The 14,111-nt window shown below is 55.0% G+C and carries 17 protein-coding genes and 1 riboswitch; of the genes, 11 read left to right on the top strand and 6 right to left on the bottom strand.

Translation table 11 applies throughout. The features are described 5' to 3' along the window. The first annotated feature begins 153 nt into the window (after positions 1-153). Positions 154-1,038, top strand: coding sequence for an SDR family oxidoreductase (locus KCG39_RS04930; RefSeq protein ID WP_004120468.1), 885 nt, complete (start codon positions 154-156; stop codon positions 1,036-1,038). Positions 1,039-1,088: 50 nt separating this feature from the next. On the opposite strand, the gene KCG39_RS04925 is transcribed toward KCG39_RS04930, so the two are convergent. Next, positions 1,089-1,319 carry a hypothetical protein gene (locus KCG39_RS04925; protein ID WP_004120470.1) on the bottom strand — a complete coding sequence of 77 codons (231 nt, stop codon included), beginning with the start codon at positions 1,317-1,319 and terminating at the stop codon, positions 1,089-1,091. 318 nt (positions 1,320-1,637) lie between these two features. Between KCG39_RS04925 and KCG39_RS04920 the strand changes: the two genes are divergently transcribed. Beyond that, complete coding sequence (locus KCG39_RS04920; RefSeq protein ID WP_004120471.1) at positions 1,638-1,799, top strand: YqaE/Pmp3 family membrane protein; 162 nt, start codon at positions 1,638-1,640, stop codon at positions 1,797-1,799. Positions 1,800-1,895: 96 nt separating this feature from the next. After that, positions 1,896-2,339, top strand: a complete 444-nt coding sequence (gene ivy, locus KCG39_RS04915; protein ID WP_004120472.1) for an Ivy family C-type lysozyme inhibitor — start codon at positions 1,896-1,898, stop codon at positions 2,337-2,339. Between the two features lie 104 nt (positions 2,340-2,443). Here the strand turns inward: ivy and nqrE are convergent, their stop codons facing one another. Together nqrE and KCG39_RS04905 are read right to left on the bottom strand one after the other, a co-directional pair. After that, positions 2,444-3,055: an NADH:ubiquinone reductase (Na(+)-transporting) subunit E gene (gene nqrE, locus KCG39_RS04910; RefSeq protein ID WP_032742122.1), complete on the bottom strand. Its 612-nt coding sequence runs from the start codon at positions 3,053-3,055 to the stop codon at positions 2,444-2,446. A 120-nt stretch (positions 3,056-3,175) separates the two neighbouring features. Then, positions 3,176-4,714 carry an EAL domain-containing protein gene (locus KCG39_RS04905; RefSeq protein ID WP_049112113.1) on the bottom strand — a complete coding sequence of 513 codons (1,539 nt, stop codon included), beginning with the start codon at positions 4,712-4,714 and terminating at the stop codon, positions 3,176-3,178. Positions 4,715-4,986: 272 nt separating this feature from the next. On the opposite strand from KCG39_RS04905, the gene KCG39_RS04900 reads away from it, so the two are divergent. From KCG39_RS04900 to KCG39_RS04885, 4 genes are all read left to right on the top strand, one after another. Then, complete coding sequence (locus KCG39_RS04900; protein ID WP_142446537.1) at positions 4,987-6,312, top strand: glycoside hydrolase family 10-like protein; 1,326 nt, start codon at positions 4,987-4,989, stop codon at positions 6,310-6,312. A gap of 30 nt (positions 6,313-6,342) precedes the next feature. Further along, positions 6,343-6,795 carry a nuclear transport factor 2 family protein gene (locus tag KCG39_RS04895; RefSeq protein WP_049112116.1) on the top strand — a complete coding sequence of 151 codons (453 nt, stop codon included), beginning with the start codon at positions 6,343-6,345 and terminating at the stop codon, positions 6,793-6,795. Positions 6,796-6,976: 181 nt separating this feature from the next. Further along, positions 6,977-7,174, top strand: a complete 198-nt coding sequence (locus KCG39_RS04890; RefSeq protein ID WP_032741851.1) for an efflux RND transporter permease subunit — start codon at positions 6,977-6,979, stop codon at positions 7,172-7,174. An 11-nt stretch (positions 7,175-7,185) separates the two neighbouring features. Continuing rightward, the gene (locus tag KCG39_RS04885) at positions 7,186-7,821 is read left to right on the top strand and encodes a TetR/AcrR family transcriptional regulator (RefSeq protein WP_004120479.1); all 636 of its coding nucleotides are present in this window, start codon (positions 7,186-7,188) and stop codon (positions 7,819-7,821) included. 17 nt (positions 7,822-7,838) lie between these two features. On the opposite strand, the gene KCG39_RS04880 is transcribed toward KCG39_RS04885, so the two are convergent. Further along, positions 7,839-8,399 (bottom strand): RNA polymerase sigma factor, encoded by a 561-nt coding sequence (locus tag KCG39_RS04880; protein WP_049114469.1) that lies wholly within the window; start codon positions 8,397-8,399, stop codon positions 7,839-7,841. A gap of 5 nt (positions 8,400-8,404) precedes the next feature. Next, positions 8,405-8,830: an HMG-box domain-containing protein gene (locus tag KCG39_RS04875; RefSeq protein ID WP_004120488.1), complete on the bottom strand. Its 426-nt coding sequence runs from the start codon at positions 8,828-8,830 to the stop codon at positions 8,405-8,407. Positions 8,831-9,028: 198 nt separating this feature from the next. Between KCG39_RS04875 and ykgR the strand changes: the two genes are divergently transcribed. Beyond that, positions 9,029-9,130, top strand: a complete 102-nt coding sequence (gene ykgR, locus KCG39_RS27960; protein WP_004120489.1) for a small membrane protein YkgR — start codon at positions 9,029-9,031, stop codon at positions 9,128-9,130. 38 nt (positions 9,131-9,168) lie between these two features. Here the strand turns inward: ykgR and KCG39_RS04870 are convergent, their stop codons facing one another. Further along, positions 9,169-10,308, bottom strand: a complete 1,140-nt coding sequence (locus tag KCG39_RS04870) for an alpha/beta hydrolase (RefSeq protein WP_087829343.1) — start codon at positions 10,306-10,308, stop codon at positions 9,169-9,171. A gap of 168 nt (positions 10,309-10,476) precedes the next feature. On the opposite strand from KCG39_RS04870, the gene KCG39_RS04865 reads away from it, so the two are divergent. The 3 genes from KCG39_RS04865 to KCG39_RS04855 all read left to right on the top strand — a co-directional run bounded on the left by KCG39_RS04865 (position 10,477) and on the right by KCG39_RS04855 (position 13,805). Further along, positions 10,477-11,511, top strand: coding sequence for a LacI family DNA-binding transcriptional regulator (locus tag KCG39_RS04865; protein WP_142468260.1), 1,035 nt, complete (start codon positions 10,477-10,479; stop codon positions 11,509-11,511). Positions 11,512-11,694: 183 nt separating this feature from the next. After that, positions 11,695-12,618 carry a sugar phosphate isomerase/epimerase family protein gene (locus KCG39_RS04860; protein ID WP_123829391.1) on the top strand — a complete coding sequence of 308 codons (924 nt, stop codon included), beginning with the start codon at positions 11,695-11,697 and terminating at the stop codon, positions 12,616-12,618. Between the two features lie 14 nt (positions 12,619-12,632). Next, positions 12,633-13,805, top strand: coding sequence for a Gfo/Idh/MocA family protein (locus tag KCG39_RS04855; RefSeq protein WP_004120493.1), 1,173 nt, complete (start codon positions 12,633-12,635; stop codon positions 13,803-13,805). Positions 13,806-13,958: 153 nt separating this feature from the next. Further along, positions 13,959-14,060: riboswitch (TPP riboswitch) on the top strand. The last annotated feature ends 51 nt before the right edge of the window (positions 14,061-14,111 follow it).

Here is a 14,111-nt window from a genome sequence, read left to right as displayed (position 1 = left end):
TTTATAAATACCTTGTCTGTAATGCATGTTGACTTAAAAGTCAGGTAAATAATTCCTGGTTTTAAGTCGTTAATTATTCCTGGTTTACGCTTCTTTTATCCCCCGGACGCAATAATTGACTAATCTTAAATTTCATTTATTAAGGAGGCCGGTATGACAACAGGAAATAATTCAACGCTACACTATCCACTTCCGCCGTTTGTCGAGCAGCCGCAGCAACCACCGGGGCTGGCATCTGAAATGAAGCCCCTTCCCGACCACGGCGAAACCAGCTACATCGGTTCCGGGAAGCTTGTGGGGAAAAAAGCGCTGGTTACCGGCGGTGATTCGGGTATTGGCCGGGCAGTGGCTATCGCCTTCGCGCGCGAAGGTGCGGATGTCGCGATCGGCTACCTGCCGGAGGAGGAGTCCGACGCGGCTGCCGTTATCGCGCTGATACAGGCCGAGGGCAGAAAAGCCGTCGCTATTCCCGGCGATATCCGGGTTGAATCATTTTGCGATACCCTGGTCGAAAAAGCGGTCGCGGAGCTTGGCGGGCTGGATATTCTGGTTAACAACGCCGGCAGGCAGCAGTATTGTGAATCTATCGAGGCGTTGAGTACCGCCGCCTTTGACGCGACCTTTAAAACCAACGTTTATGCGCCATTCTGGATAACAAAAGCCGCGCTCCGCCATCTGTCTGAGGGCGCGGCTATCATCAACACCTCTTCCGTCCAGGCGTTTAAACCCAGCGAGATCCTGCTGGATTACGCCCAGACCAAAGCCTGCAACGTTGCGTTTACGAAATCGCTGGCCAAGCAGCTGGGTCCGCGCGGTATCCGCGTTAATGCCGTGGCGCCGGGCCCCTACTGGACGCCTCTGCAGTCAAGCGGCGGCCAGCCGCAGGAGAAGGTTCAGCAGTTTGGCGGGGATACGCCGCTCGGCAGACCGGGACAGCCGGTTGAGATAGCGCCCCTTTACGTACTCCTGGCTTCCGACGCCTGCTCCTACGCTTCTGGTCAGGTCTGGTGCTCTGACGGCGGCACCGGGGTAGCATAAGAGAGATCGTCGCTGTGTCGTGCTCTATTCGCACGCCGCAGCGACAAACGCTAGCAGCGTACAAGGAACTGGATAAGGATGATCAGCAAATACAAACCGCAGACGATTTGCAAAACTCTCCAGCCCCATCTGAAATAACGCCACTGATAACGCTCTCTGGCATTCGCCTGCGCAATGGCGGGCTCCAGGCTCCTCTGTTTCTGCTTACTTTTCAGTATGCTCCAGCCCCACCAGACAATGACCATGATGACGATAACTTTATACAGGATGATGTTGTCCATGCCGCCGCCATTTCACGATTGGATAAAACTGCCTGCGAGTGTAGCGCACTTCCCGCCTCGTTACCTGCATTCCTTATTGACGTTTAAACATGTTTACTCTGGAGCACTCTTGCTCCGTCAGCACGATTGATGTAAGCGATATTATAGAATAATCTTATATATGTCAGATTGGTGAATTGCGACTTTTCTCTTTATTAAATATGTAGTATCAGGGTGCTGGTAATATTAGCAGTCTTATTATTCAAAAAGTTAAAATTTGCAAAACCAGACGTAACCGCTAAAATAAACATGAGCTAACTCACTAAGCAGGGAGATATTATGGGTTTTTGGCGAATTGTTTTGACGATTATTCTACCCCCACTCGGCGTGTTGTTGGGTAAAGGGTTCGGCTGGGCTTTCATTCTCAATATTATTTTAACTATCCTCGGCTATATTCCAGGGCTTATTCACGCTTTTTGGGTTCAAACCAAAAACACCTAATAAGAAATGTCTTATAGTTTGACTCCCGGCATTCCGGCGCTCGCCGGGCTATCCCCGGACATTAAACGGAATCAGAAAGTTCGCAGGAGCTATTTTATGCTTAAACAATTAACCGCTATCATTTTGCTGGCTGCAGCAACCAACGCCATGGCACAAGACGATATTACGCTGGACAGTCTGGTCAAAAAGGAACCGGCAGCCTTTAGTCAAATGGTAAAAGGTCACACTCTGCCCGCCTGGATAAGTACGGGCGGTACCGCCTCGCCAGCCAGAACAGTGAAGCTTGGCGCGGAGACTTACCAGGTACTCAGCGTCTGTAAACCGCATGATTGCGCGGCGGAACGCTTCGCAGTGCTATGGTCTGAAAAATCCAGACAGATGACCGGTCTTTTCTCTAGCGTTGATGAAAAAACCGCCCAGGAGAAACTGACCTGGCTTAACGTTAGCGACGATCTTTCCATCGATGGTAAAACGGTGCTCTTTGCCGCCCTGAGCGGCAGTCTGGAAAACCATCCCGACGCATTTAACTTTCAGCAGTAGCCGGTAGCTCAAAACTGACGCCTGTGGCCGAAACGGTAATCCGGTCATACCTATTCTGCCGCTCTGACCCCGGGTCTGGACGGCAGAATAACCTCCCTTTCCGGTTACAATGAGATGCCGGCGAACGACATAAACCCCAGCGACATTAGCCCGGCGGTAATAAATACGCTGCCTAACCCGCGCACCCCCTTCGGCATATTGGCGTATTTCAGCTTTTCGCGAATACCGGCCAGCGCCACGATCGCCAGCGCCCAGCCAATACCGCACCCGGTACCGTAAGTGAGTGACTCGAAGAAGCTGTATTCACGCTGCACCATAAAAATGGTCGCGCCGAAAATGGCGCAGTGAATGGTTAATAACGGCAGAAACGGGCCTAAAGCATGGTTCAACGCATGAAAGTATTTATCGATGACCATCTCGAGGATCTGCACCAGCGCCGCGAGAACGCCGATAAAAGTGATAAAATCGAGGAAGCTCAGATCGACCCCTTCGATCAGGGCGTTCTCTTTCAGCAGATGATTGTAAATCAGGTTGTTAATCGGCGTCGCTATGGCCAGCAGCGCGGTTACCGTCACGCCGAGACGAAATGCGACATCGATTTTTTTGGAGATAGCGAGAAAAGTACACATACCGAGGAAAAAGTTAAGCGCCATATTCTCGACAAAAACCGCGCGGATAAAAATATTGAGATGAGATTCAAACAAGACAACCTCCATGTTGTTGAGTTGTTTCTCAATCATGCCAAACTTTCAGTTGCAAGAGGCAATAAAGACTCGGTTTTGCCGAGTCGATCACCTTTTAATTTCCTGAGTTTTGATAAGGCGGGACAGCCGCCTTTACTCGCCCTCTCTCCGCTGGAGAAACGTGCGCGGAAGCATCTTAATAAATTCATCAACCGGCACCGGTTTTGAAAAGTAGTAGCCCTGGTAGAGAGTAATGCCCATATTTTTAAGCATCTCAAGCTGCTCCTTATCCTCAACGCCCTCAGCAATAATCTGGCAATGAAATTTTTTCGCCAGATTGACCATATTCATCACCACCAGCGCTGAAGCGTTATTGGTCACAATGTTGAAGGTAAACACCTTATCGATTTTGATAATCTCCGGATTAAACTGCTGGATGTAGCTGTAGTTTGCGTGCCCGGTACCAAAATCATCCAGCGAAAACTGCACGCCAATACGCCTGAGTTGGTCCGTCACCGCTGACGTCTGCAGGGTATTTGCAATCGACTCCCGCTCGGTTATTTCCAGGACAAGGCGTACTTTTTCCGCTTTCATCTGCTGGGTAAACGTCTGGCACAGGGTCACAATTTCGTCGTCCTGAAAATTTACCGAGCTGGTGTTAAAGCAGATAAACAGCCCCGCGGGAATGACGGACTGCTGTCGCCGGAGCTGGCGACTCACCTCAGCAAAGCAAATCGCCGTCACTTCTTTGATAAGGCCGGTCTGTTCGGCGACGGAGATAAATTTATCCGGCGCAATAAACCCCTGTTTGGGATGCTCCCAGCGCACCAGCACTTCGCCGCCGACGATCTGACCGGTGTCGTTGCCGATAATCGGCTGAATATAGGGTTTGAGCTGTTTAAGTTCGATAGCCTGCCTGAGCTGATACTCGATCGTATTCCGGTAGCGGAGGTAGTTTCTGAACAAAAATGTCAGCAGCAAGGAGGCCAGAATAATCGCGATAAGGGTGTGTTGTGCATAACGGATAAATGCGCCGGGGCCGGACGCGTAGTGGCGGTCGGCAATAACCGAATAGTGAAACTGCTCTGATTCCATGCGTACGGGAACGAGAATACCCGGGGTTGTCGTCACTTCCCCCTTGTGGGTCATTACCCGGTCGCCAACCTGAAGATACAGATGAGCGTCGCCGTCGAGAACGTTTAAAATATTGTATAAATAATAGCCATCCACGCCCACCAGAATCGTATTTCCCCGGCCGTCCTGTTCGCTGTAAACCATCAAAGGATGGAGCGGCGTGATTTCACTGCCGCTCAGCAGACGTAAAGCGCCATGCGTATATTGTCGGCGATCGAACTGAAATTTTCGTCCGCCATAAACCGAGGTACAGTATATTTCATTATCCTTACCTAAATTCACCGTGCGCACATCGGGAATAGTGGCCACCAGCGTGCGTAGTTCCGTCAGGACATTCTCATTACAGCTTTTCCCATAGTACGGCTCAGCCATATTAGCGGCCTGCTCCGCATGAGAAACGGTTACATCAAGGCTGGCTATCGCCTGTTGGAGTCGCGCATGAATATCGTTATCCACTTTTTTTTGCATTTGCCAGTAACAAAGCCCTGTACCGAGGCTCAGCACCGCAATTAAAAATAAGAATATCCACAGATGATGGCGTGATAAGGAGTCGTTCATTGTGCTAATCCAGTTTGACTCGCCGCAGCGGGCTGACGGTCAATAGTTTGACCAAATTTTAATAAATCCTGTTTATACTCGCCCTGAACGGATCAAGTTTTAATGCATATCAATGATATATCATGGCAAACCGTTGCGTGACGCGAGAGGCGTTTTATTCGTCTGAAGCTTGCGTGCTTTCGCCGCTGCATCCGTGGCTAAACTATTGACTTAAGGTCAAATAATACGAAAATGACTCTTTTGTGCGCTGACCAGAAAAACTGGCTAATATCATGACGATCCGCTCTCGTAAGTTTCTCCTGGACAAGGTGAAAATATCCGCCGTAGCAATAGCTGCTGCGCTGCTGTTGGCCCACTGCGGCAGCAAACCGCCCGTTTCTCTCGTCACGCCCATGCCGCCCGCGACCAGACAACCGACGTTACCCAAAAGCCATGAGCCGGTACGCGGCGTGTGGCTGACAACCGTTTCGCGCCTCGACTGGCCGCCGCTGGAATCGGTGAATGGCGGCATTACGGCCGACCGACGTATCGCCCTCCAGCAGCAGGCGCTGATTGCCAAGCTGGACAATTTAAAGAGCCTCGGCATTAATACCGTCTTCTTCCAGGTGAAACCGGATGGCACAGCGCTCTGGCCATCGAAGATCCTGCCGTGGTCCGATATGCTGACCGGGAAAATCGGCGAGGATCCGGGCTACGATCCGCTCAAATTCATGCTGGACGAGGCCCATAAGCGCGGGATGCGCGTTCATGCCTGGTTTAACCCCTATCGCGTTTCGGTCAACACCCGGCCGAAAACCGTCACCGAGCTTAACGGCACGCTATCGAAGGTTCCCGCCAGCGTATACGTTCTGCACCCCGAGTGGATACGCACCTCCGGCGATCGCTTCGTGCTCGATCCGGGCATCCCGGAAGTGCGCGACTGGATAACCAGTATCGTGGCGGAAGTCGTGGAGCATTACCCGGTTGACGGCGTCCAGTTCGACGACTATTTCTACACCGAATCGCCGGGATCGGCGCTGAACGACAGCCGGACGTTCCAGCAGTACGGTCAGGGATTTGCCGCGAAGGCGGACTGGCGGCGGCATAATACCCAGCTGCTGATCGAGCAGGTTTCCCGCACCATCAAGCAGCTGAACCCCGAGGTTGAATTCGGCGTCAGCCCGGCAGGCGTCTGGCGCAACCGCTCCCACGATCCGGCCGGTTCCGACACCCGCGGCGCGGCGGCCTACGATGAGTCCTATGCCGATACCCGTCTCTGGGTGCAGCAGGGATGGCTGGACTACATCGCGCCGCAGATTTACTGGCCCTTCGCCCGCGATGCGGCCCGCTACGACGTGCTGGCAAAGTGGTGGGCTGACGTGGTGAAACCCACCCATACCCGCCTCTATATCGGCGTGGCGCTGTACAAGGTGGGCGAACCGTCGAAGAACGAACCCGACTGGATGATTAACGGCGGCGTGCCGGAATTGAAAAAGCAGCTTGATCTGAATGAATCCATGCCGCAAATTCAGGGCACGATTTTGTTCAGAGAGAATTACCTCAATCAGCCGCAAACCCAGCAGGCCGTTAACTACCTGAAAAGCCGTTGGGGAGGTTGATTCCCATACCTGCCTCTACCGGAGAATGTTATGTTGAAAAAATCGATCGTCGCCTTTTCCTTGTTCTGCGCTCTGACGCCCGTCGTTTTTGCGGGAAACAGTGAAAATGAACAGCTGAATAAAAAGAATGTCATTGATTTTTATAATAAAGCGTTAAATGACAAAGATTTTGCCGCCGCCAGACCCTATCTCGGAGACCGCTACATACAGCATAACCCGATGGCGAAAGACGGCGTGGAGGGCTTTCAGCAGTTTATCGCCTTCCTCAAGAACAAATATCCCGACTCCCACAGTGAAATTAAGCAGGCGTTTGTCGATGGCGATCATGTGATCCTGCACGTTGAGGTCACCGGTCGCGAGCCGGGCGTGACGCGGGCGATTATCGATATCTTCCGCGTCGACGAGCAGCATAAAATCGTTGAACACTGGGACGTGACTCAGAACGTTCCGCAAAAAACCGCCAGCGGCAACGGCATGTTTTAAATCCTGAGCAGGCGTTTCCTGCTCATCCCCCCTCGCAACCAGCCTCGATATGAGCCACTTTCTCGTCAGCTCCCTGCAGGAGCCGCTGAGCCGGGTGATCGTTGAATTCGCCCTGGCGCAGTTTCAGCAAGGAAAAAACTGCCCGACGCGGCTCTGAAGCGCGCGCCTGCGCCCCATCGTGATGACCTCACTCGCATTTGTTGTTGGCGTAATCCCTCTGGTACTCTCTACCGGCGCGTGGGCTTCCAGCCAACGAGAGACAGGCGCCGCGGTCATCGGCGGCATACTCACCGGGACGCAGCTGACCTTGTTTTTCGCTCCACTCTTTTTCCTGCTGGTACAGCAAGGAATGATGCGCCTTAAAGGGCGCAAACGGTAAGGACTCAACTGATGGGAAATCAACGCGGGCGGCCGATGAAAGCCCGCCCACGCATTTTACAAACCGCCCGGGCGCTGTTTCTGCAGCACGGTCTTGATGTGTCTCTCGATACCATCGCCGCCGAAGCGGGAACCACGCGACCGACGCTGTACAGCCATTTCCCCGGCGGAAAAGACGCGCTGCTGCTGGAGACGTTCGCCTTTCTCAACGACGCTATGCAGCCGCCCCTGCAACAGCTTCTACAGGACAGCCAGCAGGATCTGCCGGCGCTGCTGCGGGGGTTTGCGAAAGTGGTGCAACAACACTTTTATGCGCCGGAGAATATTCACTTTCAACGCCTGCTTATCCAGGTGCTGGTGCAGAAGCCCGAGCTTTACGTCACGCTCGAACAACGCCCCTCAGGACGCGTATTGCAGGCGCTCAGCGATATCCTCGCTAAGAAACGAGATCAGGGTCAGCTGACCCTCAGCGACCCGCAGCTCCAGGCGACGGCGTTTCTCGGCGCGATTATGGGCTATCCGCTGCCGGGAGCCTTAATTGCGCAAAATGCGCTGGCGGCAGAAACGCTGGAGCCTCTCGCCGAGTGCGCGATTAGCGTGTTCCTCACGGCCTGGGGCTATAAGCCATCATCATCCGGCGCCCTGTGAAAGGGGCCGGAATACGCCTAACCGGCCAGGAGCTCATCGTACAGGCTACGCAGGCGGGTGCGAAGGTAGAGAACGGCTTTATGCTTACGCGAGAGCAGCGCCTGTTCGCTGACGCCGGACTCTTCGGCCAGCTCCCGGTAGCTATACCCCTGCAGTTCGGTTTTCTCAAATGCCTCACGCTGGGCGGGCGGCAGCTCCGAAAGCGCCTGGTTTAGCTCCTCCCAGAGCAGCGCTTTCAGATACTCATCCTCCGGCGTTTGCGGCACGCCAAACAGCGTTTCGGCCAGCTCGTCCTCGGGAAAATCGCCCTCTTCCTCCTCGCTGAAGCCACCCGCCAGCGGCAGCTCGCGTTTTTTCCTCGCCCTGTCGGTCATTTCGTTGCGCGCCGCCCGGAACAACCAGGCGGCGATATTCTCCACCGGTTGCTCGACGCGAATGAGCTGATACGTCACTTCCTGCAGGATATCGTCCGCCTCATCGCGCAGCGGGGTCCGTCCGCGGATAAAAGCCTTCAGCCGCGAACGGCAGGCGTTGAGGGCGGAAACAAGCCGTGACTCCGCCACGATGCCGTTTTTCATTGTGTTCACTCGGGATCCGCGTTTTTAGCCGGACTCTCTTGCTGCGGCCCATGCTCGCCGCGGCGGTCGCGCCAGCCGCAGGGGCCGTGATGCCCGCGGCGGCCGAAGCGCTGAGCAAACTCCTCGCGCTGCTCGGGGCTCATGTTCATCCAGCGTTCGTGCATCCGACGCCGGGCGTGCCCCATGCCAAACATGCCCGGCCGAAAACCGAGGCCGCCGAACAGGATCCGCGACAGCGCCAGAATCCCTAACGCCTGCCAGAAACCGATGCTCTTCACACCTAGAATTGCCGGCAGCAGCGCATTCCACAGCGACATTACCACCAGCCCGAGTACGGCGATTAACGCCACGCCGATAATAAGCGGTTTTGCCATTCTGTGACGGCCAAAGCGCTGATGGTGGTGCTGACCGTGCATATCGAAATCTCTCATCTTCTGTTGTCCTCATAATGCTCGTGAATATTAGCCTGTGCTGAGGTAGACGAATGAGCGGACAAAATATTGCTAACAATATTTAAAAATCGACACGCTTTATTTGTATGACAATTTTTAATGTGTGATCTTCATCACCTTCTATCGCGTGCGGCGGCGATAAGGTTGCACGATGATTCATTGAAAAAAGAGGAACTTATGAACGCAGTAAAAACACTAAAAGCGGACTGGCTGATTATTACGCTCATGATTGTTGTCGCGGTCGTGATGTATGGGTATCTGATCCCCAAATACTGGTAATCGAAGTCCGCCCTATCGCTCAGGGCGGCTTGCCGGCACTATCGCTTATCGTTCAGCGTCTTAATCAGAAACGGCACCGAGTCGCGTAAAGACGGGTTAACCGTACCGCTATGATCCAGGCCTTCGTAAATATGTACCTCCGCCCGGGTTCCCGCGCTTTTTACCGCATCGGCAAAGCGTTTTTGCATCGCCGTCGGCACGTTGATATCCGCGCCGCCAATACCGATAAACACCGGATGATCGATTTTCAGGGTCGGATAAAGCATGCTGCCCACGCTGGCGTTTAACAGGGAATCTATTCCCGGCTTAAGTGAGTTAGCGGCATTAAGACCGGCCTTCATGACCTCATCGTTTAACGGCGTAATGCATAAATTGCTCGCCTCTTTCAGCAGCGGCAGCGCGTTATCCTGGAAATAATCAGCCGGATTAAGCTGCGGGTTGCTGTCGGCGGCAGAAAGATAAATATAGAAAATATAAGGTATTTTCGGGTCGCCACCGGTCGGCGCTTTGCCGCCTGCCGGTGGAAGCACGTCGGCGGCGGTGGTTCCTTTCTCAAAATAAGGCGTACCGGTCAGTACCGTCGCGCGAACGTTCAGTTCCGGCGCATATTCCGGCTGATAGCCCGCGCTGGCGAACGCGGCGTGAGCGCCCTGCGACTGCCCTACCAGAATAAGCTCATTCTTAAGCGGAAACTGCTTCAGGGCGGCGCGAACGCCATCAAGAACGCTCCACGCTTCGCCACGGGCGTTAAGATAATGGTGCAGGCCAGCAGAGCCCAGCCCGGCGTAATCCGGCGCAACCACCGCGTAGCCCAGCGACAGCCAGGTATTCAGATACTGCTTATCGCGATCGCTGCGCGGGTTTAATGACGGCGCGCAGTGGTTCGCCACGCCCACGGTACCGTGAGCCCAGACCACCACCGGCCATCCCCCTTCCGGCGTCGCGCCAAAGGGAATAAATACCGCGGCGGTATCTTCGCGGACGGTTTTACCGTCAACGCCGCTGCGGGAGGGATAATGCAGGAGGTACTGCTTTGCCGCTTCGCTTAAGCCATTCGCGGCGTTGAGCGGAGAGACAGCTTCGGTGCTGTCGCCAGCGCTAGCCGGTACCGCGCTCATTGAAAGCAGCAGCAGCGCGGAGGTGGCGGCGAGGAATTTTCTCGAGAGTGAATAGGTCATGGCATCCTGTTCCATTGTTAGTGATTCACTTAGTGTAGTCCCCGCCGTCTGAATATCAGCTCAATGAAGCAGACGCTTGGCCATTTTTTTATAAACCCTGAGTGGCTTCGCTTTTTGCGCGCGCAAATAATGATAGATTTTTATCAATAACCTCAAAGGAAGAGACCGATGTCAGCGAAAAAAGTGACCATGACCGACATAGCCAGAGACGCCGGAGTGGGTATTGCGACGGTAGACAGAGTGCTCAATAAACGGGCCGCGGTCAAAGAGAGCACCGAACGTAAAGTACTCGAGTCCGCGCGGCGATTAGGTTTCGCGCTTGAGCAATCCCACTATCGGCTGGCTGCCGGCCGGCCGGCGATAGCCCTCAGAATGGGGTTTATCCTGCTGCAGCCATCACACTCGTTTTATCAACAGCTGGCGCAGGCGCTTGAACAGGCGGCTCTCGCGTGGCATAGCCCGACGCAGGCCCCCGTTTTTCTGCATTATGATATTAACGCCATCGACGATATGGCCGCCGCGATCGCCCGCCTGAGCGCTGAAGTGGATGTGATCGGCATTGTGGCGCTGGATAATCCGCTTATCCGCCATGCCCTCATTCAGGCGATTGATAAAGGGGTGCACGTCTTCACCCTGCTCTCCGATATGAGCATTCCCCAGCGTACCGGCTATATCGGGCTGGATAACCAGAAAGCAGGCCGCACCGCCGGCTGGGCGGTGGACAGGCTCTGTCACGGCGACGGCAAAATTGGGATTATCGTCGGCGATAATCGGTTTATTTGTCAGGAAAGCTGCGAGATAAGTTTCCGCTCCTACCTGCGCGAACAGGGCAAAGGCGATCGGGTGCTTGAACCTGTGCGCAACCACGAACGCGCCGATGTCGCGCGCCAGGTGACGGAAGAGATGCTGCAACAGTACCCCGATCTGAAGGCCATTTACGCGCCCTGCGGCGGCGTGGAAGGTATTGTCGACGCCCTGCGTGCTCGCCAACGCCAACACCAGGTCACCCTGATTTGCCATGGCCCGATAGACAACGGCGAGCTGGCGTTAATCGACGGCACCGTCGATCTTATGCTTGCGCACCGGCTTAGCGACTTCGCTGCGGCCACAATTAACGCCTTTATCCAGGCGGCCAGCCAACCGCAGGCGACGTTTATCAACGCTCTGCAGCCGTTTGACCTCCTCACCAAAGAAAACCTCTGATTGCCGCAGGCGCGGGTTAGTCGCCGCGCCCCGCTTCAGCCCTATATTTGATAAAAAACCATCATTTAAACTATCAAAATAAATCTTGAATCCCATCAAAGAATTTAAATTTCATCATTGTTGAATATGAAATTTTCATTCAATACTGGTCATGTTTTCTCCTCATCAGAAAAGGAAGCCATCATGACCATACATATTGCCAACGCGCCGTGCAGCTGGGGCGTCGATGATCCCAAAAACCCGTACCTGCCGCCATGGTCCAAGGTGCTGGAAGAAGCGGCGACGGCCGGTTATAAAAGCATTGAACTGGGCCCGTGGAGCTATCTGCCGACCCGAGCCGATGAACTCAGCGCCGCGCTGACTAAACAGGGGCTGTCGCTGGTTGCCGGAACGATCTTTGACGATCTGGTTAGCGAAGAGAACTTCGCGAATATTGTCGAACTGACGCATAACCTCTGCCGCAATCTGTCGCAGGTACCGGCCGCGGAAAAGACGCCGGGCAACCCCTTTCAGCCGCCTTATCTGGTCATTATTGATTTCGGCAATCCGCAGCGGGCGAAATATGCCGGACGCGGCGAGCTGGCCCCCCGTCTGTCACCCGCCGACTGGCAGCGGATGATCGACCACATTATCACTATCAGCAAACTGGCGTGGCAGGAGTACGGCGTGCGTCCGGTAATCCATCCGCATGCCGGCGGCTGCATCGAGTTTGCCGATGAAATCGACCTGCTGGCGACGCAAATTCCCCATAAGGTGGCCGGTTTGTGTCTCGACACTGGCCACCTCTACTATTCGGGCATGGACCCCATTATCTGGCTGGATCGCCATTTTGACCGTCTTGACTACCTGCACTTTAAAGATGTTGACCCGAAGGTGTTCGCGAGCGTGATTTCCCGCGACATCGACTTCTTCTCCGCCTGCGCAGAGGGGGTGATGTGCCCGCTCGGCAGCGGCGCCATTGACTATCCGGCGGTGCGCGCCTTTCTCGATAAGCGCGGCTATCAGGGCTGGATCACCATTGAGCAAGAGCGCGATCCGCGCAACGTCGAGGGCAGCCTGCAGGCGGTCACGGAAAGCCTGCGCTACCTGCGCTCCGTTGGGTTTTAATCGGGAGAAAACAGATGATTAACGGTATTAAACCTGTTGGCCGCTCCTTACGCTGGGGCATGGTGGGCGGCGGCGGAAGCAGCCAGATTGGCTATATTCACCGCTCCGCGGCGCTGCGCGACGGTTCGTTTACCCTGCTGGCCGGGGCTTTTGATATTGACGCTGAGCGCGGGCGCGAGTTTGGCCAGCAGCTGGGCGTCGAGGCCGGTCGCTGTTACCCCGACTACGAAACGTTGTTTCGCGAAGAAGCGGCGCGGGAAGACGGCATTGAAGCGGTTTCTATCGCCACGCCGAATAACACCCACTATGCCATTTGCCGCGCGGCGCTTGAGGCCGGACTGCATGTGGTCTGCGAAAAACCGCTCTGTTTTACCGGCGAAGAGGCCGATGCGCTGGTGGCCCTGAGCGAAAAACAGCGCAAAATCATCGGCGTCACCTACGGCTACGCCGGGCATCAGCTGATTCTGCAGGCGCGGCAGATGATTGAACAGGGGCTGCTGGGCGAGATCCGCATCATCAATATGCAGTTCGCCCACGGTTTCCATAACCAGCCGGTAGAGCAGGATAACCCCAGCACCCGCTGGCGGGTGGACCCGAAATTTGTTGGTCCCAGCTACGTGCTGGGCGATCTGGCCACCCACCCGCTGTTCCTGGCGGAGACGATGGCGCCGAAGCTTAATATCACTCGCCTGATGTGCTCCCGTCAGAGCTTTGTCAAAAGCCGCGCGCCGCTGGAAGATAACGCGCATGTGCTGATGGAGTACGACAACGGCGCCGTAGGGTCGATGTGGTGCTCGGCGGTCAACAGCGGCTCAATGCACGGACAGAAAGTGCGCATCGTCGGGGAGAAAGCCAGCCTGGAGTGGTGGGATGAACAGCCGAACCAGCTGCGCTACGAAATTCAGGGCGAGCCGGTGCGCATCCTCGAACGCGGAATGTCCTATCTTGACCCGCTGGCCCTCCAGGACGACCGGATCGGCGGCGGCCATCCCGAAGGGCTGTTTGAGGCCTGGTCGAATCTGTATCGCCGCTTTGCCATCGCCATGGATGCGACCGACCGCCGCGACGCTGCTTTGCTGGAAAACTTCTGGTATCCAGATGCCAAAGCCGGGGCGCTCGGCGTGCACTGGGTCGAGAAGTGCGTACGTTCAGCAGACAGCGGCGCCAGCTGGGTAGAGTTTCACTGATCCTTTGATAATACGCGCCCGGTAAGGCATCAGCCGCCGCCGGGCTACCACGATGCACAAAAGCCCTTTCACGCGACATTCATCCGTGACAACGTCACCTTTTCTCATAAAATTCACAGCATTGTAATCAAAAAAGGAATGTCGTATAACAGGGGCCAAACCGAGGGGTGTCCCGTGAGGGCTGAGATGGCGTAAGCCGAACCCTTTGAACCTGATCTGGGTCATGCCAGCGAAGGGACGGGTTGGCATTTCCGCCAGTTTTGCGCCACTGCCTGTTCACACTTCATTCAGCACGCCCGGATCTCC

The organism is Klebsiella pasteurii (assembly GCF_018139045.1).
Lineage (GTDB): Bacteria > Pseudomonadota > Gammaproteobacteria > Enterobacterales > Enterobacteriaceae > Klebsiella > Klebsiella grimontii.
This window is presented reverse-complemented; position numbering and strand designations above follow the sequence as displayed.

Excerpts from the sequence above, each read along its gene's own strand:
- ivy (WP_004120472.1), top strand. The coding sequence starts at position 1,896 with ATGCTTAAACAATTAACCGCTATCATTTTGCTGGCTGCAGCAACCAAC.
- KCG39_RS04930 (WP_004120468.1), top strand. The coding sequence starts at position 154 with ATGACAACAGGAAATAATTCAACGCTACACTATCCACTTCCGCCGTTT.
- KCG39_RS04880 (WP_049114469.1), bottom strand. The coding sequence starts at position 8,399 with ATGAAAAACGGCATCGTGGCGGAGTCACGGCTTGTTTCCGCCCTCAAC.
- KCG39_RS04870 (WP_087829343.1), bottom strand. The coding sequence starts at position 10,308 with ATGACCTATTCACTCTCGAGAAAATTCCTCGCCGCCACCTCCGCGCTG.
- KCG39_RS04855 (WP_004120493.1), top strand. The coding sequence starts at position 12,633 with ATGATTAACGGTATTAAACCTGTTGGCCGCTCCTTACGCTGGGGCATG.
- nqrE (WP_032742122.1), bottom strand. The coding sequence starts at position 3,055 with ATGGAGGTTGTCTTGTTTGAATCTCATCTCAATATTTTTATCCGCGCG.
- KCG39_RS04900 (WP_142446537.1), top strand. The coding sequence starts at position 4,987 with ATGACGATCCGCTCTCGTAAGTTTCTCCTGGACAAGGTGAAAATATCC.
- KCG39_RS04865 (WP_142468260.1), top strand. The coding sequence starts at position 10,477 with ATGTCAGCGAAAAAAGTGACCATGACCGACATAGCCAGAGACGCCGGA.
- KCG39_RS04925 (WP_004120470.1), bottom strand. The coding sequence starts at position 1,319 with ATGGACAACATCATCCTGTATAAAGTTATCGTCATCATGGTCATTGTC.
- KCG39_RS04860 (WP_123829391.1), top strand. The coding sequence starts at position 11,695 with ATGACCATACATATTGCCAACGCGCCGTGCAGCTGGGGCGTCGATGAT.
- KCG39_RS04920 (WP_004120471.1), top strand. The coding sequence starts at position 1,638 with ATGGGTTTTTGGCGAATTGTTTTGACGATTATTCTACCCCCACTCGGC.
- KCG39_RS04875 (WP_004120488.1), bottom strand. The coding sequence starts at position 8,830 with ATGAGAGATTTCGATATGCACGGTCAGCACCACCATCAGCGCTTTGGC.
- KCG39_RS04890 (WP_032741851.1), top strand. The coding sequence starts at position 6,977 with ATGACCTCACTCGCATTTGTTGTTGGCGTAATCCCTCTGGTACTCTCT.
- KCG39_RS04885 (WP_004120479.1), top strand. The coding sequence starts at position 7,186 with ATGGGAAATCAACGCGGGCGGCCGATGAAAGCCCGCCCACGCATTTTA.
- ykgR (WP_004120489.1), top strand. The coding sequence starts at position 9,029 with ATGAACGCAGTAAAAACACTAAAAGCGGACTGGCTGATTATTACGCTC.
- KCG39_RS04895 (WP_049112116.1), top strand. The coding sequence starts at position 6,343 with ATGTTGAAAAAATCGATCGTCGCCTTTTCCTTGTTCTGCGCTCTGACG.
- KCG39_RS04905 (WP_049112113.1), bottom strand. The coding sequence starts at position 4,714 with ATGAACGACTCCTTATCACGCCATCATCTGTGGATATTCTTATTTTTA.